Origin of the sequence: Vibrio sp. 10N.261.46.E11 (genome assembly GCF_041472735.1) — a bacterium.
Lineage (GTDB): Bacteria > Pseudomonadota > Gammaproteobacteria > Enterobacterales > Vibrionaceae > Vibrio.
In genome coordinates this window covers 1-21,715 of sequence record NZ_JBFRQW010000038.1, presented here as the reverse complement: position 1 = coordinate 21,715, position 21,715 = coordinate 1, and the positions used below count along the sequence as shown (strand labels likewise).

General features: G+C 45.1%; 17 protein-coding genes. 15 read left to right on the top strand and 2 right to left on the bottom strand.

Features of this window, described 5'->3' with window-relative positions; genetic code table 11:
- Positions 1-129 precede the first annotated feature (129 nt).
- Positions 130-654 (bottom strand): FxsA family protein, encoded by a 525-nt coding sequence (locus tag AB4407_RS12455; protein ID WP_012604974.1) that lies wholly within the window; start codon positions 652-654, stop codon positions 130-132.
- Between the two features lie 284 nt (positions 655-938).
- On the opposite strand from AB4407_RS12455, the gene aspA reads away from it, so the two are divergent.
- The 11 genes from aspA to AB4407_RS12400 all read left to right on the top strand — a co-directional run bounded on the left by aspA (position 939) and on the right by AB4407_RS12400 (position 15,689).
- The gene (gene aspA, locus AB4407_RS12450) at positions 939-2,390 is read left to right on the top strand and encodes an aspartate ammonia-lyase (RefSeq protein ID WP_372120763.1); all 1,452 of its coding nucleotides are present in this window, start codon (positions 939-941) and stop codon (positions 2,388-2,390) included.
- Between the two features lie 181 nt (positions 2,391-2,571).
- The gene (locus tag AB4407_RS12445) at positions 2,572-3,879 is read left to right on the top strand and encodes an anaerobic C4-dicarboxylate transporter (RefSeq protein WP_372120762.1); all 1,308 of its coding nucleotides are present in this window, start codon (positions 2,572-2,574) and stop codon (positions 3,877-3,879) included.
- 541 nt (positions 3,880-4,420) lie between these two features.
- Positions 4,421-5,866 carry a YfcC family protein gene (locus AB4407_RS12440; protein ID WP_372120761.1) on the top strand — a complete coding sequence of 482 codons (1,446 nt, stop codon included), beginning with the start codon at positions 4,421-4,423 and terminating at the stop codon, positions 5,864-5,866.
- A gap of 804 nt (positions 5,867-6,670) precedes the next feature.
- Complete coding sequence (gene arcA, locus AB4407_RS12435) at positions 6,671-7,894, top strand: arginine deiminase (RefSeq protein ID WP_009844709.1); 1,224 nt, start codon at positions 6,671-6,673, stop codon at positions 7,892-7,894.
- A 72-nt stretch (positions 7,895-7,966) separates the two neighbouring features.
- Entirely contained in the window at positions 7,967-8,878 is a 912-nt protein-coding gene (gene arcC / locus AB4407_RS12430; RefSeq protein ID WP_372120760.1) for a carbamate kinase, read from the top strand.
- Positions 8,879-9,073: 195 nt separating this feature from the next.
- On the top strand, positions 9,074-10,084 hold the full coding sequence (locus tag AB4407_RS12425; RefSeq protein WP_009844707.1) for an ornithine carbamoyltransferase: 1,011 nt from the start codon (positions 9,074-9,076) through the stop codon (positions 10,082-10,084).
- Between the two features lie 515 nt (positions 10,085-10,599).
- Complete coding sequence (pyrB, locus tag AB4407_RS12420; RefSeq protein ID WP_004729720.1) at positions 10,600-11,529, top strand: aspartate carbamoyltransferase; 930 nt, start codon at positions 10,600-10,602, stop codon at positions 11,527-11,529.
- Positions 11,530-11,544: 15 nt separating this feature from the next.
- A complete protein-coding gene (pyrI, locus tag AB4407_RS12415) occupies positions 11,545-12,009 on the top strand; it encodes an aspartate carbamoyltransferase regulatory subunit (RefSeq protein ID WP_009844706.1) in 465 nt (154 codons plus the stop codon).
- Between the two features lie 327 nt (positions 12,010-12,336).
- Positions 12,337-12,825 carry an arginine repressor gene (locus AB4407_RS12410; RefSeq protein WP_009844705.1) on the top strand — a complete coding sequence of 163 codons (489 nt, stop codon included), beginning with the start codon at positions 12,337-12,339 and terminating at the stop codon, positions 12,823-12,825.
- Between the two features lie 175 nt (positions 12,826-13,000).
- Entirely contained in the window at positions 13,001-14,848 is a 1,848-nt protein-coding gene (locus AB4407_RS12405; protein ID WP_372120759.1) for a protein-disulfide reductase DsbD, read from the top strand.
- 211 nt (positions 14,849-15,059) lie between these two features.
- On the top strand, positions 15,060-15,689 hold the full coding sequence (locus AB4407_RS12400) for a response regulator transcription factor (protein WP_012604978.1): 630 nt from the start codon (positions 15,060-15,062) through the stop codon (positions 15,687-15,689).
- On the opposite strand, the gene AB4407_RS12395 is transcribed toward AB4407_RS12400, so the two are convergent.
- Complete coding sequence (locus AB4407_RS12395) at positions 15,686-17,437, bottom strand: potassium/proton antiporter (RefSeq protein ID WP_372120758.1); 1,752 nt, start codon at positions 17,435-17,437, stop codon at positions 15,686-15,688. The genes AB4407_RS12400 and AB4407_RS12395 overlap by 4 nt on opposite strands.
- Positions 17,438-17,875: 438 nt before the next feature.
- Between AB4407_RS12395 and AB4407_RS12390 the strand changes: the two genes are divergently transcribed.
- From AB4407_RS12390 to AB4407_RS12375, 4 genes are all read left to right on the top strand, one after another.
- Entirely contained in the window at positions 17,876-18,142 is a 267-nt protein-coding gene (locus AB4407_RS12390) for a DUF4212 domain-containing protein (protein ID WP_010435433.1), read from the top strand.
- Between the two features lie 10 nt (positions 18,143-18,152).
- Positions 18,153-19,856 (top strand): sodium:solute symporter family protein, encoded by a 1,704-nt coding sequence (locus AB4407_RS12385; RefSeq protein WP_102276555.1) that lies wholly within the window; start codon positions 18,153-18,155, stop codon positions 19,854-19,856.
- 198 nt (positions 19,857-20,054) lie between these two features.
- Positions 20,055-20,438, top strand: a complete 384-nt coding sequence (locus tag AB4407_RS12380; protein WP_080518018.1) for a hypothetical protein — start codon at positions 20,055-20,057, stop codon at positions 20,436-20,438.
- 12 nt (positions 20,439-20,450) lie between these two features.
- Positions 20,451-21,715: class II fumarate hydratase (locus tag AB4407_RS12375; RefSeq protein WP_372120757.1), on the top strand; the 1,265-nt coding region annotated here is incomplete at its 3' end.

Genomic DNA, 21,715 nt, shown 5'->3' with positions numbered 1-21,715 from the left:
CTAATCCGCGATGAACCATAAAAAAGGCTCTTACCATTATCACTTTCTTGCGAAGGATAAAGGTAAGAGCCTTTTCTGTTTTTCCCTCTATATAAAGAAGAGATAAAAACAAAGAAGAGAAAAAACGGATTAGTTTAAGCGGTTACGATCGTTGTCATCGTCTTTCTTCTCAAATTCACCCTCAAAGGTGTTGCCGTCTTTTGATTGATCTGATGGGTCGCGATTGAATGGGTCTTGTCCAAATGGACTCTGACCAAAACCAGCCTGTCCACCCGCATGGAAACCGCCAGACATATTGGTCACCACCATTTTTTCCATCATTTTCTTAGCAATCATCGCTCTTGGTGCTGGTAGCAATACCAACATACCGAGTGCGTCCGTCATAAAGCCAGGAGTCAGCAGCAATACACCTGCAACCGCAAGCATCACGCCTTCAAGAATCTGCTGTGCTGGCATTTCGCCTTGTTGTAATCGACCTTGCACAGACATAAGTGTTTGAATGCCTTGGCTACGAACCAGTGAGGCACCAACAAATGCAGTAATCAAAACCAACGCAATAGTTGGCCACAATCCTAAGAAGCCACCAACTTGAATAAATAGCCCAATCTCAATGATGGGTACGAAGATAAATAGTAATAATAAGATAGGAAACACACGCCCTCCTTTGTTGCATTCAGTTTACGCTGAAAGCCCTATCAATCTCAAATTTATCCTGTAAATAAGCGTGTTTATTGACCGAGAATAACTTTGCAAAATATTGACGAAACAAAAGCGAAAAAGGTGATCAACTTAATATTTTTATGCGCTAAGTACAGTATCATGTGCCACATAAGTCAGGACGGATTTATCAGCCCAATATTCTAGCGAACGGAGTATTTGCACACAGAATAGGCTAATAACTAACTATATAATCAGAATAATTCTCTAAGGATCCTGTTATGGCTACTCTATCAGAAGCACAAGTTGATGCTCCTCAAGCTACTCGTCTCGAAGAAGATCTTTTAGGTCAACGTCATGTTCCGGCTGATGCTTACTACGGCATCCACACTCTACGCGCAGTTGAAAACTTCAACATCTCAAATGTAACGATCTCAGATGTACCTGAATTCGTTCGCGGTATGGTTATGACAAAGAAAGCGGCGGCTTTAGCAAACAAAGAGTTAGGTGTAATTCCTAGCGAAGTGGCTAAATACATCATCCAAGCTTGTGACCTAATTCTAGACACGGGTAAGTGCATGGATCAGTTCCCATCAGACGTTTTCCAAGGTGGTGCTGGTACTTCTGTAAACATGAACGCGAACGAAGTTGTTGCGAACGTGGCACTTGAGCTTATGGGCAAAGAAAAAGGCCAATATGAGTTCATCAACCCGAACGACCATGTAAACCGTAGCCAATCTACAAACTGTGCTTACCCAACTGGCTTCCGTATCTCTGTTTACAACAGCGTACTAAAACTGATCGACGCGATTGAATACCTAAAAGGTGCATTCGAGCTTAAGAGCCAAGAATTCAACACAATTTTGAAGATGGGTCGTACTCAACTTCAAGATGCAGTTCCAATGACGGTTGGCCAAGAGTTTCACGCTTGGGCTGTAACCATCAATGAAGAAATCAAAAACCTAGAATACACATCAAAGCTACTGCTTGAAGTTAACCTAGGCGCAACAGCTATCGGTACTGGTCTGAATGCAGCTCCTGGCTACCAAGGCCTAGCAGTTAAACACCTAGCAGAAGTAACGGGCCTTGAGTGTGTAGCGGCTGAAGATCTTATCGAAGCAACGTCTGACTGTGGCGCATACGTAATGACGCACGGTGCACTTAAACGTCTAGCGGTTAAACTGTCTAAGATTTGTAACGACTTACGTCTTCTTTCTTCAGGCCCACGCACTGGCTTCAACGAGCTAAACCTACCTGAACTGCAAGCGGGTTCTTCAATCATGCCTGCTAAAGTAAACCCAGTTGTACCTGAAGTAGTAAACCAAGTTTGCTTTAAAGTTCTAGGTAATGACAACACGGTTTCTTTCGCAGCAGAAGGCGGTCAGCTTCAATTGAACGTAATGGAACCTGTTATCGCACAAAGCATGTTTGAGTCTTTAGACATCCTAACAAACGCATGTGTGAACCTACGCGACAAGTGTGTAGACGGCATTACTGTGAACAAAGAAGTGTGTGAATCTCACGTATTTAACTCTATCGGTATCGTCACTTACCTAAACCCATACATTGGCCACCACGAGGGTGATGTTGTTGGTAAGATCTGTGCTGAAACAGGTAAAAGCGTTCGTGATGTGGTTCTAGAGCGCGGGTTATTAACCGAAGAAGAACTTGATGACATTTTCTCTGTTGAAAATTTGATGCATCCTCAGTATAAAGCAAAACGCTACGAATAACGTTAGCGAAAAAGGGCTCCAAACGGAGCCCTTTTTTAGGCTCCAATACGGTTAACCATGTTAATTTTGTGGATTTCTATTGGTTGCACTTTTGCGAAATAGAATCTAAACCATAGAACTATTATGTGAACATTCCAGTGGCGAATGTTCACATAATAAAATCTAAAATGAGGTGTTACTTATGATTGCAGTAGAACTATTTGTCGTCCTGCTCTTTATCTTTTTGGGGGCCAGAATTGGCGGTATCGGTATTGGTTTTGCCGGTGGTGCTGGTGTTATTGCCCTTTCACTGATTCTTGGCGTTCCAACAAGCCAGTCTTTCATCCCGATCGACGTAATCTTGATCATCATGTCGGTTATCACCGCAATTGCTGCTATGCAGGTTGCTGGCGGTATGGACTGGTTGGTACAAATTGCAGAAAACTTTTTGCGTAAACACCCTGAACGCATCACCTTTTACGCGCCGATTGTGACCTTTGTAATGACACTAATGGCCGGTACTGGTCACACAGCATTCTCTACGCTTCCTGTAATCGCAGAAGTAGCGAAAGGCCAAGGTGTTCGTCCTTCTCGTCCACTGTCTATCGCAGTTGTTGCCTCTCAAATTGCTATCACAGCTTCGCCAATCTCGGCTGCCGTTGTCGCTTTCGCAGCAATGCTGGCACCCTTTGGTGTTGATTACCTAACGCTATTGATGGTTTGTATCCCAACAACCTTCATCGCTTGTATGGTTGGTGCGGTTGTTGCTAACTACATGGGTAGCGAACTGAAAGACGATCCTGTTTACCAAGAACGTCTAGAGAAAGGTCTAATCAAACTGGCGACAGAAGAGAAACGTGAAATTCTACCAACAGCGAAGAGAGCAACGTACATCTTCCTAGCAGCGATTGGTTTCGTGGTTTGCTACGCAGCGGCTATCTCTAGCTCTGTTGGCCTAATTGAAAACCCAGCGCTTGGTCGTAACGAAGCGATCATGTCTGTGATGCTAGCAGCAGCAGCGGCTATCGTGATGTTCACTAAGATTGATGCTGCGAAGATTTCTTCAGCGCCAACATTCCGCTCTGGTATGACAGCTTGTGTTTGTGTACTTGGTGTAGCTTGGTTAGGTTCAACGTTTGTAAACGCACACGTTGCTGAGATCAAAGACGTAGCAGGTGCTCTACTGGCTGACTACCCATGGATGCTGGCTCTTGTTTTGTTCTTCGCTTCTATGCTGCTTTACTCTCAAGGCGCAACAACAGTTGCACTAATGCCAGCAGCTCTAGCGATTGGCGTAGCACCACTAACAGCCGTGGCTTCTTTTGCTGCAGTAAGTGCACTGTTCGTACTTCCAACTTACCCTACGCTACTGGCAGCGGTTGAGATGGATGACACAGGCTCAACGCGTATTGGTAACTACGTTTTCAACCACCCATTCTTCGTTCCTGGAGTGGTAACAATCAGTACAGCGGTTGCACTCGGCTTCGCATTTGGCGGCCTATTCATCTAGTAATCACTAATGTTCTAAACTAAAAAAGGAAGCTTCGGCTTCCTTTTTTGTTTTCTGCTCAATGTGTTATTTGATACACGTCAAATAACCGTTATAAAATTCAAAAACCAACCAAAAATAAAGTTTGAATAAAATTCCAGGATTATTCAGGCCATTAATTAGGAATGCCTACCCAGTCAATCTCCCTTTGATTTACCGTTATCCCCATCGAATATTAATCCAAGCTAACTAACCAAAAAACCTTGCCAATTTTCTGCCATTTTTCAGCCCTTTCATTAGCCATTATTTTTGTGAACAGCACCAAACTTAAATACTGACGTAAGGAATAAAATAGCCACAGATAAATTAAATCTATTTCATTCGGATTGGTAAATATAAAACATAAAGGTTTAGAATCGATAACGTCATATAAATAAAAACTCTATAAGAGCAATAAATTTATATCGTCAAACATCTGATAAATGTCTCTGTATTTACAATCTATAAATCATTAGTCGCTAATTCACATCAATTCTATTTAGGATGATGTAAGGAGATTGCCATGACTACCGAAACTATTCAAAAGGAAGAAAAAGGTGGCTTTTTTTCTAACTTTAAATTCCCTTCTGCTTACACCATTTTATTCCTACTTATTGCCACAGTTGCACTTCTAACTTGGATTGTTCCAGCAGGCCAATACGACCGAGAAATGAACGATGAGCTAGGTCGAGAAGTACCTATCGCTGGCACTTACAAAGCGACTGATGGTAACCCACAAGGTGTTGTTGACGTACTGATGGCTCCAATCGATGGTTTCTACGATCACAACAGCTATGAAGCTGCTGCGATTGATGTGTCACTGTTCATTCTAGTTATCGGTGGCTTCCTTGGCCTAGTAACGAAAACCGGTGCAATCGATGCCGGTATCGAACGTGTAACCGCTCGTCTTGAAGGACGAGAAGAGTTGATGATTCCAATACTGATGGCATTGTTTGCCGCTGGCGGTACCGTCTACGGCATGGCGGAAGAATCACTACCATTCTATACATTGCTAGTACCTGTAATGATGGCCGCTCGCTTTGACCCACTAGTGGCAGCAGCAACCGTTCTACTGGGCGCTGGGATTGGTACTTTAGGTTCTACTATTAACCCATTCGCGACGGTTATTGCGGCAAACGCAGCGGGTATCCCTTTCACTGACGGCATAGTTTTACGCGTTATGATGCTAGTTATCGGCTGGGTTATCTGTGTTGGCTATGTCATGCGCTATGCAAAAATGGTGCGTGCAGACCAATCCAAATCAATCGTTTACGATAAATACGAAGAAAACAAAGCACACTTCCTTGGAAACCAAACTGGTGAGCTTCTTGATTTCACAACAACCCGTAAAATCATTCTAACTATCTTCGCAGCTTCATTCGGTGTAATGATTTACGGTGTATCCGTTGCTGGTTGGTGGATGGCCGAAATCTCTGCAATGTTCCTAGGTTCAACAATTCTTATCGGCTTGATTGCCCGCATGAGTGAAGAAGAGTTCACAACTAGCTTCATTGATGGTGCTCGTGATCTACTGGGCGTTGCGCTTATCATAGGTATAGCACGTGGTATCGTCGTCATAATGGACCGCGGTATGATCACTGATACAATCCTCTTCTCTGCTGAACAAATGGTGACTGGTCTTTCTTCAGTAATCTTTATTAATGTAATGTTTTTCCTAGAAATTTTACTTTCATTCCTAGTGCCGTCATCTTCTGGTCTAGCGGTACTCACCATGCCAATCATGGCTCCTCTAGCTGACTTTGCTGGCGTAGGACGTGAACTAGTAGTAACCGCTTACCAATCTGCATCAGGTTTGGTTAACTTAATCACTCCAACCTCAGCAGTAGTTATGGGGGGGCTTGCTATTGCTCGTGTCCCTTATGTGCGCTGGGTGAAATGGGTAATGCCATTGATCGGTATCTTAATGGTGTTCTGCATTGCTGTACTAAGTATTGGTGCGCTTATCTAAAACCTACACACCACCTTCTCGTTCAAAGCCGCTTTCTTAGCGGCTTTTTTGTTGCTATCGCCCTCAGAACCAGTCCCCAAAACAACCTCACGAGCTGCACACACTCTATTTAAAGCCTCTCTATAGCCAACCTCATCAGCCAACCTTAAACAATCTAAGGACACCTTCGACAAAGCGTAAATCAACGTTTTAATATTGATGTTAAGGCTAATAAAAAACAATCCATTCCTCTCCATTATGTTTATAAAAATATTTAGTCATTTATTAACGCTAATTATATTTAAAGTTATTCACCCTGTAATAACCAAAGGGGAAATAAAAGCCATTTTTATAGAAAACCAACTTTAAACACCCCATTTCAAAATGTGATCACAACAGCTTTATTCGCATTTACTTTGTTAATAAATAATTAATTTCACATCCAAAATTAAATATCTAAATAGAAACTTTGCATACTTCCAAGCTAAGTACATTCTTATCAATAAAACTATTATGCATATAATCCCTAACAATTTTGATTCTAGTAAGGTTCATCAAAAAAGCGTGCATAAAGTTCCCTAACAGCTAACTATTTAGAATGTAATCGTCATGGCTAAAAGTGCATAAAGTTTGTTAAAACCCTTAATTTTAAAGGGCTGCGGGATAAAAAACGATTTGTGATAGATCTCTAAGAATACCTGAGTAGCAGGCGTAATATTAATTCCAGACAAGAGATATGAATAAAATAATTCATTATTCTCCACTGAAAATAAATAATTACTCTTAGCGATAAAAGTAATTCAAATATATAAGAGAGAGACGATCATGAGTAAGTTCTATGTAGGTTCTGAAATAGGTCAATTGCGCCGCGTTCTAGTTCACCGCCCAAGACGCGCACTGACTCACCTAACACCCTCTAACTGTCACGATTTACTATTTGATGACGTACTGGCTGTTGAGCGCGCAGGTAAAGAGCATGACGCATTTACTAAAACGCTACGTGATCAGGGTGTTGAAGTTCTTCTTCTTACTGACCTACTAGCAGACACACTAGCAGTGCCAGAAGCGAAAGACTGGCTACTAAGCTGCCAGGTATCTGATTACCGTTTGGGTAAAACATTCGCTAATGATGTGCGCTGCTACTTGGGCGACTTACCAAACTTAGAGCTAGCAAAAATCCTAACGGGCGGTCTGTCTTACGCTGAAATGCCAATGAAATCATCTTCAATGATGCAAGGCATGCACGCACCAACCGACTTCATTATCGAACCTCTACCAAACCACCTATTTACTCGTGACACATCTTGCTGGGTATACGGTGGCGTATCTATCAACCCGATGGCGAAACCTGCTCGTCAACGTGAAACAAACCACGTTCGCGCTATTTACCGCTGGCACCCAACATTCGCAGGCGAAGACTTCATTAAATACTTCGGTGATGAAGAAAACATCAACTACGACAACTCAACAATCGAAGGTGGTGACGTTCTTGTTCTCGGCCGTGGCGCGGTTCTTATCGGTATGTCTGAGCGTACAACAGCACAAGGTGTTGAACACTTAGCGTCTAGCCTATTCAAACACGGTCAAGCGACACAAGTTATCGCAATGCAGCTACCAAAACACCGTTCTTGCATGCACTTAGACACCGTGATGACTCACATGAACGAAGATACGTTCTCTGTTTACCCTGAAGTGGTAAGTAAAGACGTGCAGTGCTGGAACCTAACTGGCGATGAGTCAGGCGCAGTAAAAGTGAAAGAAGAAGGCTACTTCGTAACCGCTATCGAGAAAGCACTTGGCGTAGACAAGCTAAACCTAATCACAACGGGTGGCGACAACTTCCATGCAGAACGTGAGCAGTGGAATGATGCAAACAACGTTCTAACGGTTAAACCTGGCGTCGTTATTGGCTACGAAGGCAACACATACACCAACGAAAAATACGACAAAGCAGGCATCACGGTTCTTCCGATTCCAGGAGACGAACTTGGTCGCGGTCGCGGTGGTGCACGCTGCATGAGCTGCCCAATTGAGCGTGATGGTATCTAATCACTAAGACGAAACGGCCAAGTTGAACGATCTTAAATAATCTCAACTTGGCCAAAATGAGAGAACACAATTATGACTAAGCAAACTGTTGTTGTTGCACTCGGCGGTAATGCCCTACTTCGTCGCGGTGAGCCGTTAGAAGCCGATGTTCAACGCCGTAATATTGAAACGGCTGTTAAAACCATCTCTGAAATCGCGAAAGTGTACAACGTGGTTCTAGTGCACGGTAATGGTCCACAAGTTGGCTTACTTGCTCTGCAAGGTTTGGAGTACAAAAAAGTAAACCCGTATCCATTGGATGTATTGGGCAGTGAGACTCAAGGCATGATCGGCTACATGCTGATGCAAGAGTTCAAAAACTACCTGCCTGACCGCAACATCTCATGCATGTTGACGCAAATGACGGTTGATCCAAATGATCCTGCATTTGCCGATCCAACTAAGCCTATTGGTCCGATCTACGAAGAAGCAGAAGCGCGTGAATTGGCAGAGAAGTTCCACTGGATCGTAAAACCTGACGGCAAACATTTCCGTCGCGTAGTGCCAAGCCCACGCCCTACAGGCATTGTTGAACATGAAGCGATCACCCAGCTAATCGAGGCAGGTCACCTTGTAATTTGTACTGGCGGTGGTGGCATCCCAGTGAAAAAAGAAAGTGGCAAATTAGTCGGCGTTGAAGCGGTTATCGATAAAGACATGTCTGCGGCTTTCTTGGCAAAACAATTAAATGCGGATGCACTGCTTATTCTGACTGATGCGGACGCTGTTTATCTTGATTGGGGCAAACCGACTCAACACGCACTGCGCAGCACTACACCAAGTGAACTGGCGAAGTTTACATTTGATGCAGGCTCAATGGGGCCAAAAATTGAAGCATCGTGCGAGTTCATTCAGCAAGGCGGCAAAGTAGTGGGTATCGGCGCACTCGAAGATGGTTTGCAAATCCTGCAAGGCCAAGCGGGCACCAATATCACCAAAGGTTAATGCACTAGCGAGCTTTATCATCTTGAAAAACTTAAAGCTTGAGAAGCTTAAGTCTTGAAAGCTTTTAAATCTTGCGAAAACAGAATCAAACGAAACAAACAAAACCGAACAACTTTAACTAAAAATTGAATCGCGCTTTCTTGAATTTTATTTCCCTGTAACAAGGAAGCGCCTAAATCTAAGAAGGAATACATCATGGCTTTTAACCTACGCAATCGTAACTTCCTAAAACTACTAGATTTCACTCCACGCGAAATTCAACACTTGTTAGATCTTTCTATGGAGCTAAAAAAAGCGAAGTACAACGGTTACGAACAGCCAACACTGACTGGCAAAAACATTGCGCTTATCTTTGAAAAAACCTCAACTCGTACTCGCTGTGCATTCGAAGTAGCGGCATTCGACCAAGGTGCTCGAGTTTCTTACTTAGGCCCATCTGGCTCTCAAATTGGCCACAAAGAATCAATGAAAGACACCGCTCGCGTTCTAGGCCGTATGTACGATGGCATCGAATACCGCGGCTTTGGTCAAGAAATCGTTGAAGAGCTAGGCGCTTACGCTGGCGTTCCTGTATGGAATGGCCTGACTGACGAATTCCACCCAACACAAATCCTAGCTGACTTCCTAACTATGACGGAATACGGCCGTGGCAAGCAACTGCATGAAATCAAGTTTGCTTACCTAGGTGATGCTCGCAACAACATGGGTAACTCTCTAATGGTTGGCGCTGCGAAAATGGGCATGGACATTCGCCTTGTTGCTCCAAAGCAATTCTGGCCAGAAGAAGAGCTATTAGCTCAATGTCGTGAAATCGCAGAACACACTGGCGGCAAAATCACGCTAACAGAAGATGTTCAAGAAGGCGTGCAAGGTTGTGACTTCCTATACACCGACGTTTGGGTATCAATGGGCGAAGCGAAAGAAGCATGGGCTGAGCGTATCAACCTAATGATGCCTTACCAAGTCAACATGGACATGATCAAAGCAACAGGCAACCCACATGTGAAATTCATGCACTGCCTACCTGCTTTCCACGGCGAAGATACAACTGTCGGCAAACAGCTTGCTGCTGAATATCCGCAGCTTAAAGATGGCGTAGAAGTGACAGATGAAGTGGTTGAGTCTGAATACTCTATCGTGTTCGATGAAGCAGAAAACCGCATGCACACCATCAAAGCAGTAATGGTTGCGACATTAGGCAGCTAATTACCTAAGAAACTAAGAAACTAAGAAACTAAACAGTTAAGACGTTAAAAATTAAGAAGCTAGGCACTCACTTGTTCGAAATACGTTGATAAGTTAAGTGCAATGACAGGGAAATGCGGGTGGCGTTCTTGGGATTTTGACCTTGAATAAAACTCGCATTTTTTTTCATGCGGTTGAAGAGATAATTTCCTGAAAAAACCTGTAAGTCTCAGCCCCAACAAAGACTTAAATGGGAGTTTAAAATAGACGTAATCTCGCATAAAAATCCATTAAATGAATACTTTACAGAAAGTATTGCATGGCCTTTTTATCTGAGTATAATCCTCCGCAATTTGTCTTAAGAGAGCAAAAAATGAACCGCAATTTTTTCGCACATGATTGTCAACCAATACGCCTTAGAACGGCGTTGGTGTCATTTTTATTTTGCTCTATTGATCATTTCGAAGCCTCCTATTTTTAGGGGGCTTTTTTTTGTCCGCAATTTGACTGTATGCATAGAAAAAGGAAGACCCGTTATGGCGCATTCGTTATTTAACAAGCACATCATCTCCATTCCAGAGCTATCTCGTGATGAACTGGAGCTTATCGTCGATACTGCAGCAAGGCTCAAGGCAGAACCAAACCCTGAGCTGCTGAAAAATAAAGTCGTTGCGAGCTGCTTCTTTGAGCCTTCAACTCGAACTCGCCTCTCATTTGAAACCGCAGTTCAACGCCTTGGCGGCACAGTCATCGGCTTTGATAATGGCGGCAACACATCGCTGGCGAAAAAAGGCGAAACACTTGCCGATTCCGTTCAAGTTATTTCATCTTACGTGGATGCCTTTGTGATGCGTCACCCACAAGAAGGCGCAGCACGTTTGGCCTCTGAATTTTCTAACGGTGTGCCAATTGTGAATGGTGGCGACGGTGCAAACCAACACCCAACGCAAACCTTATTGGATCTGTTCTCGATTTACGAAACGCAAGGCACGCTCGATAACCTCAATGTGGCTTTCGTCGGCGACCTAAAATATGGCCGTACCGTACACTCTTTGACGCAAGCACTATCAAAATTCAATAACGTGCGTTTCTTCTTTATCGCCCCAGAAGTGTTAGCGATGCCTGATTACATCTGTGAAGAATTGGAAGAGATGGGCATCCAATACAGCACCCACAGCAGCATTGAAGAGGTGGTGCCTGAACTGGACGTCCTGTACATGACTCGCGTACAGAAAGAGCGCTTTGATGCGTCAGAATATGCGCACATGAAGTCGGCTTACATTCTAACCGCCGATACCTTGAAAGATGCACGCCAGAACATGAAGGTACTTCACCCATTACCACGCGTCGATGAAATCACAACCGACGTAGATAAAACGCCACACGCTTATTACTTTGAACAAGCTGAAAACGGTGTATACGCTCGCGAAGCCCTATTGGCCCTAGTTCTTAACGACACTTTATAAGCAGGAGAAACAGTCATGGTTAAACAAACTCAGCTACAAGTAGAAGCGATCCGTAACGGCAGCGTGATTGACCACATCCCTGCTCATCTTGGTATCAAAATCCTCAAATTGTTTAAGCTACACAAAACAGAACAACGCATCACCATGGGATTGAATCTGCCATCATCTGCGCTTGGTCATAAAGATCTGATCAAGATTGAGAACATCTTTCTGACCAAGGAACAAGCCAACCAATTGGCTCTGTATGCGCCGCAAGCGACGGTAAATCAGATTGAAGAGTACAAGGTGGTTAATAAGCTAACATTAGTACTGCCAGACCAAATCAACAGTGTGTACTCTTGCCCGAATAGCAACTGTATTTCGCACGGCGAACCCGTTGAAAGTAGCTTTAAAGTGCAGCTAAAACACGAAAACGTCCAACTAAAGTGTCACTATTGTGAAAAAGTATTCTCTCGCGAGATCATGAGTGAAATCCGCTAGCCCTTAGCGCTCTTACCTTCGTAAAACAAACCGCTAAAACTACATGGATATTTATTCCCAACCCGGAATAAATATCCACTTACCCAAAGAATAAAACTCCACAAAAAAAGCAAATAACCAGAATTTTGTTTGGTGATCACCTTCAAAAAGATAACTATTCTTTAGTGGTAGACTGGATGAATAGAAGATCATACATCACGCATACCCTTCCTATTTATTTCGGGATTCATCGGTAAGCCCTAACTAACAATCGTACTCTACGGCTTTGGGAGTGCGTTCTGCGCTATGGACAAGCGATACCCACACGTTGGCCTTAAGGAGTTGTTCATGAACCAAATCACTGAGCACGGTTGCTTGTATTCAGCTGAAGATAAAACACTGACTGCAGCGTGCAAACGCTTACTACAACAGCAAAGCTTCTCAACCCAGAACCAGCTGCGAGAGAAACTCGTCGACATTGGTTATACAGGCATTAGCCAGTCGACTGTGTCTCGTATTTTGTCACAACTCGGTGTTGTAAAAATCCAGAACGCCTGTGGCAAAAAGGTTTACTGCATCACCGTAGAAAGCGCACCGGTACGTGTCGATGCGTCAATCTCATCACAAATCGAATTAATTACTCACAACCAAGCAATGGTGATCGTAAAAACAAACCCTGGTTGCGCACAGTTGGTCGCAAGATTGGTTGATATCGACCCACATACAGAAATTATCGGAACTGTTGGTGGTAACGACACGGTGTTAATTATTCCGAAAGACACCACGAATATAGATGCTTGCGAACAAGTCGTAAGAGCACGCTTGGGTGTTGCCTAAATGTCTTATTGGCAAAGGCTGACAACTCATGTTGAGCGACTGACACTCTCTCGACTGCCCCAGAAAATAGCCCACCCGCCCTAGCGGATATTTGCTGGTCGATGAAACTAATCACAAACTATTACGGTCTGATTGAGTTAAGATACCTTCAACTCCAATTTGATGACTAAATAGTATGCGACGACTTGCCACATTACTTTTTGTTTGTGTTTCCCTGTTCACCCAGCCTGCGTGGGCGCTTTTTGGAAATGACAACGCCGAGCCAAGCTTCGGAGGCAATAACAACGGTTTTGTCCCTGTAGACCAAGCTTTCCCTTTCAATTACTACCAGCAAGACGGCAAGGTGCTTCTCGACTGGCAAGTAAAAGAGGGCTACTACCTCTACCAACATAGCCTCTCTTTCACTGGGCAAAATCTCGCGATCGGTAACGTTGAATTAGAAGATGGTAAGCCACACCAAGATGAATTCTTTGGTGAGGTGAGCATTTATACCCAGCCGTTATTCGTTCAAGTTCCCCTACAGAGTTACCAAGATGGCTCACAGCTGATCGTTAAATATCAAGGCTGTGCGGATGCGGGTTTCTGTTACCCTCCCGAAACTCGCGTAATCGACATTGAACCGTTTACAGGTTCAAGCGACTCTCAAGCTAATGCAACATCGCAAGGCTCATCGGCTGCAAACAATGAGACCGATGTTTCAACGCAACAAACTTCTCCGAAAGCTGACGTTGCAAGCAACGCAACGCCGCAACCAAACGCACCCGTTTCAAAAGAAGCTAGCCTAGCCGATAAGCTCGGTGACAGTTGGTGGACGCCATTATTATTCTTAGCACTTGGTGTTGGCTTAGCCTTTACACCGTGTGTTCTGCCGATGTACCCAATTCTAACGGGTATCGTTTTAGGTGGCGGCAAGCTCAGCCAAGGTCGTGCGCTGATGTTGTCGTTCATCTATGTGCAAGGTATGGCGCTAACTTACACCTTATTAGGCTTAGTGGTTGCTTCAGCAGGCATGCAGTTCCAAGCTGCGATGCAACACCCTTACGTACTAATCGCACTGAGTGTTCTGTTCGTGACGTTGGCGATGTCGATGTTCGGCGTTTATAACCTACAACTACCAAGCAGCATTCAAACTTGGCTCAACAACCAAAGCAACAAGCAACAAGGTGGCAATACCTTGGGCGTGTTTGCGATGGGTGCTATCTCTGGCTTGGTGTGTTCGCCTTGTACCACAGCGCCACTATCGGGTGCGCTGTTGTATGTGGCTCAAAGTGGTGACCTGTTTACTGGCGCGATCGCTCTATACGCATTGGCGATGGGTATGGGTATCCCGCTGATCTTAGTTGCGGTATTTGGTAATAAGCTACTACCGAAAGCGGGCAGCTGGATGGACAAGGTAAAAATCGTATTCGGCTTTATCTTGCTGGCAGCACCAATCTTCCTGCTAGAGCGTATTATCCCTGAGTTATGGGCAACCGTACTTTGGTCTGGCCTTGGCTTCATCGCCTTCGGTTGGCTGTACCACAGCAAGAATGCACTGCCATTCGGCGGCTGGAAGCAAAGTGCGGTCGGTATCATCGCAATGCTTGGCTTGTTTGCTTCCGCACAGCCTGCATTGAACTATTGGTTTGCGGAGAAGAGCGTAACGGTAGAACAACAGCATATCCAATTTGCACGCATCAATACCGTTGAAGAGCTAGAAATCCAGCTCATCGAAGCGAAAAAGCTGGGTAAACCAGTGATGCTCGATTTCTACGCAGATTGGTGTGTGGCGTGTAAAGAGTTCGAGAAGTACACCTTCCATCAAGCTGATGTTGAGAACAAACTTTCTGACTTCGTTCTGCTTCAGGCTGACGTAACAAGAAACATGCCTCAGGATATTGAACTGCTTAAACAATTACAGGTTCTCGGCTTACCAACGATTGAGTTCTGGGATGGCGAGGGTAACCATGTTCCAAATGCTCGTGTGACGGGTTTTATGTCGGCAGATGTATTCTTAAAACACATGCAAGACCACCAGCTATAACGACGACATTCGTCTAAATACAAGCTCTAACGCAAGCCGTACTGCTCCTCATAACGAGATGGCAGTGCGGCTTTTTTGTGATTATAGGAAACGCTTTCCAAGAACAGGGATAAAAGTCGATATGGTTCAGACTTTTAATGCATAGATATTGTCCACATACTCAATCAGGATGATAATAAATATTAACTAAATTGTTAAAAGTATGAACGTCATGGACTCGACCTATACCATCATCATTGCTGATGACCACCCTCTCTTTCGCAACGCCCTGTTTCAGTCAGTTCATATGGCGATCAGCGGTGCGAACCTGCTTGAGGCTGATTCTCTCGACGCCTTACTGACTCTACTTAAGAAAGAAGATGAACCCGACCTGCTGCTGCTCGACCTGAAAATGCCGGGTGCCAATGGCATGTCAGGCTTAATTCAACTGCGCGCTGAATACCCAGATCTACCGATTGTGGTGATTTCTGCCAGCGAGGATGCCAGCGTGGTCACTCAAGTGAAGAGCCACGGTGCGTTTGGCTTCATTCCTAAGTCGAGTGATATGCGTGAATTGGTCAGTGCACTGAATCAAGTGCTGAATGGCGACCCGTTCTTCCCTGAAGGACTGATTACCAACAATGCTGCCTGTAGCGACCTTGCAGAAAAGCTTTCCACTCTGACGCCTCAGCAATACAAGGTGTTAGGGATGCTTTCTGACGGCTTGCTGAACAAGCAAATCGCCTATGAATTGAATGTTTCGGAAGCGACCATCAAGGCACATATGACGGCCATCTTCCGTAAACTGGATGTGAAAAATCGTACTCAAGCGGTTATCTTGCTACAAGAAGTCCACAACTAAACTTCACTTATATCCTCTTCTAAAGTCGTCTTAGGTAAACATAAACCCAACCTGACGACTTTATGATCATCTATCTCTGCGACTACCCAAGTGATGTCATGCCACTCGAAGCTATCGCCCAATACTGGGTGCGCGCCAAGTTCTCGCTCAGCCAATTGTTTTAGCGTCATGTCGCGCTCTTCTTCCGAGCCAAGTTCAATGCCATAGCAGTCACTCACGGCAGCAATCGATAACCCAACCTCAAGGAAGAAATCACCAAAGAATCGAGCTGCATCTTCGGCTAAAGGTGCCTCACTGAATAGCTCACTTAGGCTATCTAGGTCTTTATCTTGACCAAGCACACAGAGAATATCGTTCGCCTCTAGCACGGTACTGCCCGATGGGTGAAGCAAGGTATCCTTTCTAAACAGTGCAGTAATGCGCGTTCCTTCCGGCATAGACAAACGCTTCAGTGGTTCGCCCACACACCATTTCTCTTCTTTCAGTTTGTAGACAAACATCTCCCACTCACTGGCAGGGTAGATTTCAATGCCTGTACGAGAAATCGGTGTCGGTGTTGGAGGTAAAGTCACTTGAGCCAATCTCGCGACTTTCATCAAGCTGCCGCCTTGAACAATCAGCGACACCATAACCACGAAGAAGGCGATATTAAAATACAGCTGAGCATTGGGCAGGCCAGCCATCATCGGGAACACGGCCAGAATGATCGGCACCGCACCACGTAAACCGACCCAAGAAACAAACCAACGTTCCTTGGTGGTAAAGCTTCTGAACGGCAGCAAACCCAACCAAACCGACAGCGGACGAGCAAACAAAATCATACCGAAGGCCAGTGCTAACGCAGGCAGAGCAATGTCCATCAGCGTCGATGGCGTCACCAGTAAACCCAATACCAAGAACATCACGATTTGGCTTAACCACGTCATGCCATCAAGGACATTAAGAATCGAGTGTCGAGAGCGTGTCGGACGATTACCAATGAACAAGCCCACTAAGTAAATCGATAAGATACCGCTGCCGCCAAGCATGTTAGAGAAGGCAAACAGAGCTACACCGCCACTGAGCACCAGAATCGAATACAGGCCATCAGCCAACTGCACTCGATTGATTAAGCTCCACAGAACCCAACCGCCACCAAGGCCGATAAGCGTGCCGACACCAAACTGCATCGCGAAACTTTTCAGTAGGAAGTTCATTCCCATCTCGGCATCTGGGGTGCCAAGTAGCGCAATTAAGGTCACTGTCAGGAAGACTGCCATTGGGTCGTTGGTACCCGATTCGATCTCTAAGGTTGAGCCAACACGCTCATTGAGGCTTTGCCCTTTCAACAAAGAGAATACCGCTGCCGCATCGGTGGAGCCAACAATCGCGCCCACCAAAATGCCTTGCATCAGTGATAGGTCAAACAGCCAAGCCGCCATTAAACCGGTTAGGGTTGCGGTACAGGCCACACCTATCGTCGCCAGCGAAAGCGACGGCCAAAAAGCGACCTTGAAGCTCGCGACCTTGGTTCGCATGCCACCATCAAGCAGGATCACAGCCAGCGCAAGGTTACTCACCAAGTAGGTCAGCGAGTAATCATTGAAATTAATGCCACCGGGGCCATCTTCGCCCGCCAACATACCAACGAACAAAAAGATTAAAAGAATCGGAACGCCCAATCGAGAGGACACTTGTGAGAAAAGTACACTGATGGCGATGAGTACGGCACCAGTCAAAAATAAGTGGTTAATGGTTATTGCGTCCAATTCGTTCCCCCAAAGAATAAAACTCGAGCCTTAAGCCTGTTGATCTTTTGCCACTAGCTTGTTGATCTTCTGCCGTTAAGCAAGTCACGGCCGGTGAAAGTACCGTAGTTACTATAACAAACTTATGTTTCGCTTCGTGTCATATGCAGGACTAAATACCGTTTCTCGGTCATTTAGTTGTTAAATTTTATGACTCGCACCCTAATTCATGCGTTTTTGTTAGACCTTAGGCTAATTTAACAACATTGTAACATCACATTTTTCTATGGTTATGTCTTCCAACTCCCATATTTCAGTGGATTAGCGCTAATCGCGTCCCGACTAAAGTTGCACAGATCCCTTTACTTATCCTTGCTACATTCTAAATCGTAACATTACGTTAACACGATAATTTTCTACAGAAACAGTTTCTACGGAAACGAAATAAAGGAGAAGGCAATGGCGTTCGAATCTACGGAACATGCTCAAGCCTACTGGAAGGAAAACTTGGGAATTATGGGAACACTGCTCGCGGTCTGGTTTGCAGTGTCTTACGGCGCTGGCATCTTATTTGTGGATGCCCTCAATACCGTTCAGTTTGGCGGGTTCAAGCTAGGATTTTGGTTCGCTCAGCAAGGTTCGATATACACCTTCGTGGCGCTGATATTTATTTACGTTGTTCGCATGAATGCGCTCGACAAAAAATACAACGTACAGGAAGACTAGAGGCTAGAACATGGATATTCAAACTTGGACGTTTATTCTCGTCGGTATTACTTTCGCGGTATATATCGGCATCGCAATCTGGGCTCGTGCAGGGTCTACGAGTGAGTTCTACGTTGCTGGCGGTGGTGTACACCCAGTAGCAAACGGCATGGCGACCGCCGCTGACTGGATGTCGGCAGCATCATTCATCTCAATGGCAGGTATCATCTCATTCGTTGGTTACGACGGTGCGGTTTACCTAATGGGTTGGACAGGCGGTTACGTACTACTTGCGCTATGTTTAGCACCTTACCTACGTAAGTTCGGTCAGTTTACGGTTCCTGATTTTATCGGTGAGCGTTACTACTCGAAAACAGCCCGTATGGTAGCGGTATTCTGTGCAATCTTCGTATCATTTACGTACGTTGCAGGTCAGATGCGTGGTGTAGGCGTTGTATTCTCTCGTTTCCTAGAAGTCGACATTAACCTAGGTATCATCATTGGTATGGGTATTGTGTTCTTCTACGCAGTGCTTGGTGGCATGAAAGGCATCACTTATACGCAGGTAGCTCAATTCTGTGTCCTCATTTTCGCCTTCCTTGTTCCAGCAATCTTTACGTCAATCATGATGACAGGTAACCCACTTCCACAAGTTGGTATGGGCTCTACGCTATCGGGCACAGATGTTTACTTACTTGATAAACTGGATGGTCTCACCGAAGAACTCGGATTTACCGCCTATACCGAAGGTAACAAGAGCATGGTGGATGTATTCTTCATCTGTGCGGCTCTAATGGTAGGTACTGCGGGTCTTCCACACGTAATCATTCGTTTCTTCACTGTACCAAAAGTACGTGATGCTCGTATCTCAGCGGGTTGGGCTCTACTGTTCATCTCATTGCTATACACAACAGCACCAGGTGTTGCAGCCTTCGCTCGTGTAAACATGATCGAAACAATCAACGGCCCTGACATGCAAGGTGTAGCAGCAGCAGACGCACCAAGCTGGTACAAAAACTGGGAAAGCACTGGCCTAGTTGGTTGGGAAGATAAGAACGGCGATGGCAAAATGTTCTACTCGGGCGATGAGCGCAACGAGATGAAGATTAACCGTGACATCATCGTACTGGCTTCTCCAGAGCTAGCGAAACTACCAAACTGGGTTGTAGCACTGCTTGCAGCCGGTGGCCTAGCAGCCGCACTATCAACTGCCGCAGGTCTACTACTGGTAATCTCGACGTCGATTTCACATGACTTGTTGAAGAAAGGCTTCAGACCAAACATGACCGACAAGCAGGAGCTGTTAGCCGCTCGTTTGGCAGCTATGGTCGCGATTGTAGGTGCAGGTTACTTGGGTATTAACCCACCAGGCTTTGTAGCACAGGTAGTAGCGTTTGCCTTCGGCTTAGCCGCAGCATCCTTCTTCCCAGCGATCATCCTAGGTATCTTCTACAAGAAGATGAACAAGGAAGGCGCAATTGCAGGTATGTTGTCAGGTATTGCCTTCACAGCAAGCTACATCATCTACTTCAAGTTCATTAACCCAGCAGCAAGCACACCGGAAAACTGGTGGTTTGGTATCAGCCCAGAAGGCATCGGTACCCTAGGTATGTGTCTAAACTTCGTAGTATCAATTGCTGTAAACAAAGTAACTGCTGAAGTGCCACAAGATGTACAAGAGATGGTTGAGAACATTCGTTACCCGAAAGGTGCTGGTGAAGCTCACGACCACTAAGCACGACCACTAAACAAAGATGTTTAGCAAAAAATAATCAGTACTTACATTGTAGGGATTAGGTACTGACTCCAGAAAGCCGATACTTATGTATCGGCTTTTTCTTTTCCTACTCACTTTATAAAAAGAGAAACAAAGGGTTGTTTTTAAAATCTCATATGATAATGATTATCATTAACATTCATTGATAAGGTGCAGATGATGAAAGAGCAGCAGGTTCTTTATTCGAGGTTTTACAAAGCACAGGATCGCTTTGCTTCATTAGAACAAGTTCAAGGCCATGAGCCGTTTGTGATTCGAGAGTATATCGAGTGCGCACTCACGCTTTCTGCTTACTATGAAAAGCATGCCGCCCAAGAAAACATCTTGTTGTGCGAGCTGTATCTGCGCCAAGTTTTCTTCCATTTGATTGAAGCAATTGAGTCTCCTGGCCGCAGTTTCACCTTTCGTCATATCTGCCTAGACTCTATTCACTCGCCACTGTTTTATTTGAAACGACACTACTGCCAGCAGCCACAAGGCCAAGCGCGTTTCTTGAATCTCAGCCAAACACTACAACAAGTCCAAGCCCCACTTGGCTAACAAGGATAGAAGATGACCCTACAATTTCGGATTGAAAAAGACAGCATGGGGGAAGTTAAAGTCCCTGCTGATGCGCTATATCAAGCACAAACTCAACGTGCCGTGGATAACTTCGCGTTTAGTTCGCACAAGATGCCAGCCAGTTTCATTCAAGCACTGGCGCTGATTAAGCAGGCCGCCGCCGATACCAACGCTCAGTTAGGTTTATTAGAAGGTGATATTGCCAACGCGATAGCCGAAGCTAGCCAAGAGATCATAGAGGGTAAACACCTCGAGCAATTCCCTATTGATGTTTACCAAACCGGTTCTGGTACAAGCTCCAACATGAATGCCAACGAAGTGATTGCGACACTCGCTTCAAGAAGCCTGCAAGGAGACGTGAACCCGAATGATCACGTAAACATGGGGCAAAGCAGTAACGATGTCGTGCCAACGGCAATCCAAGTCAGTGTCGCTTTGATGGCAGAAAATAAGCTGCTGCCTGCACTTACCCACCTTTCTGCGGCGCTTACCGTAAAACAGCATGAACTTGCTGAGGTAGTCAAAACTGGCCGTACTCATCTAATGGATGCAATGCCGATTACCTTTGCTCAAGAGCTTGGTGGTTGGAAATATCAGATTGAACATGCCAAGCAAGCGATAGAAAGCAGCTTGCCAGCAGTCAAGGCGCTTGCTCAAGGTGGCACAGCGGTAGGTACCGGGATTAATGCCGACCCACGCTTTGCCGATAAGTTTGCAAGTAACCTGTCTCAATCGACAAAGATCAGTTTTACCTCGAGTGAAAACTTCTTTTTTAACCTCAGCAGCCAAGACGCGATCGTTGCACTGTCAGGTCAGCTCAAAACTGCAGCAGTTGCGATCATGAAGATCTCAAACGATCTTCGTTGGATGAACTCAGGCCCACTGGCTGGCTTAGGGGAAATTGAGTTGCAGGCTCTACAGCCGGGTTCGTCTATCATGCCTGGCAAAGTGAACCCTGTAATTCCAGAAGCAGCTGCCATGGCGGCTGCGCAAGTGATTGGCAATGACACTACCATTACGGTGGCTGGGCAGTCTGGAAATTTCCAATTGAATGTAATGCTGCCGGTGATTACTCATAACGTATTAGAAAGCATAGAACTATTAGCCAACAGCTCAGTCGCACTGGCTGATAAGGCGATTGCCACCTTCACCGTGCGCCAAGACAATCTCGATTTAGCGCTTTCAAAGAATCCAATTCTGGTGACCGCACTTAACCCTGTGATTGGCTACCTAAAAGCTAACACTGATCATTTAAG

Excerpts from the sequence above, each read along its gene's own strand:
- AB4407_RS12410 (WP_009844705.1), top strand. The coding sequence starts at position 12,337 with ATGAACCAAATCACTGAGCACGGTTGCTTGTATTCAGCTGAAGATAAA.
- arcA (WP_009844709.1), top strand. The coding sequence starts at position 6,671 with ATGAGTAAGTTCTATGTAGGTTCTGAAATAGGTCAATTGCGCCGCGTT.
- AB4407_RS12445 (WP_372120762.1), top strand. The coding sequence starts at position 2,572 with ATGATTGCAGTAGAACTATTTGTCGTCCTGCTCTTTATCTTTTTGGGG.
- pyrI (WP_009844706.1), top strand. The coding sequence starts at position 11,545 with ATGGTTAAACAAACTCAGCTACAAGTAGAAGCGATCCGTAACGGCAGC.
- AB4407_RS12390 (WP_010435433.1), top strand. The coding sequence starts at position 17,876 with ATGGCGTTCGAATCTACGGAACATGCTCAAGCCTACTGGAAGGAAAAC.
- AB4407_RS12400 (WP_012604978.1), top strand. The coding sequence starts at position 15,060 with ATGGACTCGACCTATACCATCATCATTGCTGATGACCACCCTCTCTTT.
- pyrB (WP_004729720.1), top strand. The coding sequence starts at position 10,600 with ATGGCGCATTCGTTATTTAACAAGCACATCATCTCCATTCCAGAGCTA.
- arcC (WP_372120760.1), top strand. The coding sequence starts at position 7,967 with ATGACTAAGCAAACTGTTGTTGTTGCACTCGGCGGTAATGCCCTACTT.
- AB4407_RS12405 (WP_372120759.1), top strand. The coding sequence starts at position 13,001 with ATGCGACGACTTGCCACATTACTTTTTGTTTGTGTTTCCCTGTTCACC.
- AB4407_RS12385 (WP_102276555.1), top strand. The coding sequence starts at position 18,153 with ATGGATATTCAAACTTGGACGTTTATTCTCGTCGGTATTACTTTCGCG.
- AB4407_RS12440 (WP_372120761.1), top strand. The coding sequence starts at position 4,421 with ATGACTACCGAAACTATTCAAAAGGAAGAAAAAGGTGGCTTTTTTTCT.
- AB4407_RS12380 (WP_080518018.1), top strand. The coding sequence starts at position 20,055 with ATGATGAAAGAGCAGCAGGTTCTTTATTCGAGGTTTTACAAAGCACAG.
- aspA (WP_372120763.1), top strand. The coding sequence starts at position 939 with ATGGCTACTCTATCAGAAGCACAAGTTGATGCTCCTCAAGCTACTCGT.
- AB4407_RS12425 (WP_009844707.1), top strand. The coding sequence starts at position 9,074 with ATGGCTTTTAACCTACGCAATCGTAACTTCCTAAAACTACTAGATTTC.